A 1,587-nucleotide genomic window follows, 5' to 3' on the forward strand; every position below is an offset into this window, starting at 1 on the left:
TATCTCTGGGTGTGGTCTGCTCCAGCAGCGCCCGAAACTGGCTGTACAGGGTTAATAGCCGGTCACGGGCCTGGTGTTTCAGGTGCTCAGGCCAGACCTGTGGCAGGTTGGGCAGAATGATGGCGTTGGCCAGCACGGTGTCCGGCAGGGGGTTGTAGAAGAAGGTGGGAATCCGTGATTTTAATGTGTTATCCAGATGCCGCCCTGAATAATGGTCCGGATTGCCGGTGAGAATAATCCGGTGCCGTTGCTGTTCAGGCAGTGTGTACTCCCGGCCCTGATAATGGAGCACCGGCGGCTGCCGGGTTAAACCGGCCAGGGGGGCCAGCAGGCCTTCTGGCGCCAGGTTGGCTTCATCGAGCACCAGCAGGGGCGGATCTTTCGATAATGCCCACTGCAGCAGTGGCCCTTCGCGAAATTCGGTGCGGTGATCCTCCGCCCCATTGCCCATTGAATAACTCACCAGCTGCGGTCCGCCAAACAGGGCTTCCTGAGTGTCGTTGGGCCCAAGCTGAAGCACCTGACAGTCTGGATAACCGGCCCTGGCCGCAATGGCCCTGGCCATAAAGGTCTTGCCCGCTCCGGCCTCACCCTGCAGGAACACCACGGGATGCTCCCGGACCCTCTGGGCCAAATGCTCCAGACGCCGCTCCTGCCGGGACTGGTCAGGGCGCTGCCGGGCAAGGAGGACGTCGGGCAGATCCTGACACTGCCCGGGTAACTGATCATTCATAAAGGCCGTGGCCAGTATTGCCCGGATCTGTTGTGATTTCTGTTGATCGGTCTGATCCAGAATTAAAGAAATCTGGCTTTCCAGCATCCCGACCGTTTGGCTGATGATGGTGTCTTGCCTGAGTGATCGCCGATGAGCGATGAGGATATCTTTTAGGGTTGAGCGCAGGCTCCCGTCAAACAAGCACTTTTGCCGGGCCAGCCGAAGATCGACGCCCAGTCGCTGCGCCATGGGCCGCTGCTGTGCAGGGGGGGTAGCGGCGACCACATAAGTGGCCAGCTCTTTTACCGAGTTGTTATTTACGTCATCCGGTCCTGTGATGTTTTGGTGTACCGTGGCCGGACAGTGCCGGGCCAGCGCCCAGAAATCGGCCTTGATGTCTCTCAGCTCCGGGGCTGGGTGTCGGGCCAGCCAGTGCTCCAGGGCGGATCGGTCGGTCCGGTTGTCGGCGGGTTGATCCGGATAATACCCGGTAATTTTGGCCTTGATGAAACTGTAAATCTCCCGATCACCGCGATACGTCTTGGCCAACAGCACATGCAAGGCACGGCGTTGATGGCACGGCAGAAGTACAGGGCTGCCATCGAGCAGGCGCTCTGCCTCGGTCTGTTGGTCAAACCGAAGTTGAAAATCCTCCCCGGTCCAGGGCGGCCTGTCTGGATAGAGCCTTTGACAGGATCGGGGCAGTGACTTCAGCAGGGAGTAGACCGGGTTTTCCTGTGCGGGTGGTTGGCTGTCGGAAGCGCTGAGCAGGGCGTTGATCAATGCTGAGCCGGTGGTTTGCTGTCCTTTCATGAAGGTGACCCGTGCCTTTGGCAGTTCCATCTTGCGCCCATGAATAAACAGGTATGGGG

1 protein-coding gene is annotated in these 1,587 nt (G+C 59.3%); it reads right to left on the reverse strand.

Annotated features, from left to right (window positions below):
• The coding region (locus tag KDK14_RS19720; RefSeq protein ID WP_257266926.1) for an AAA family ATPase at positions 1 to 1,587 on the reverse strand (1,587 nt) is incomplete at both ends.

Origin of the sequence: Endozoicomonas sp. ONNA2 (assembly GCF_024606365.1) — a bacterium.
Lineage (GTDB): Bacteria > Pseudomonadota > Gammaproteobacteria > Pseudomonadales > Endozoicomonadaceae > Endozoicomonas.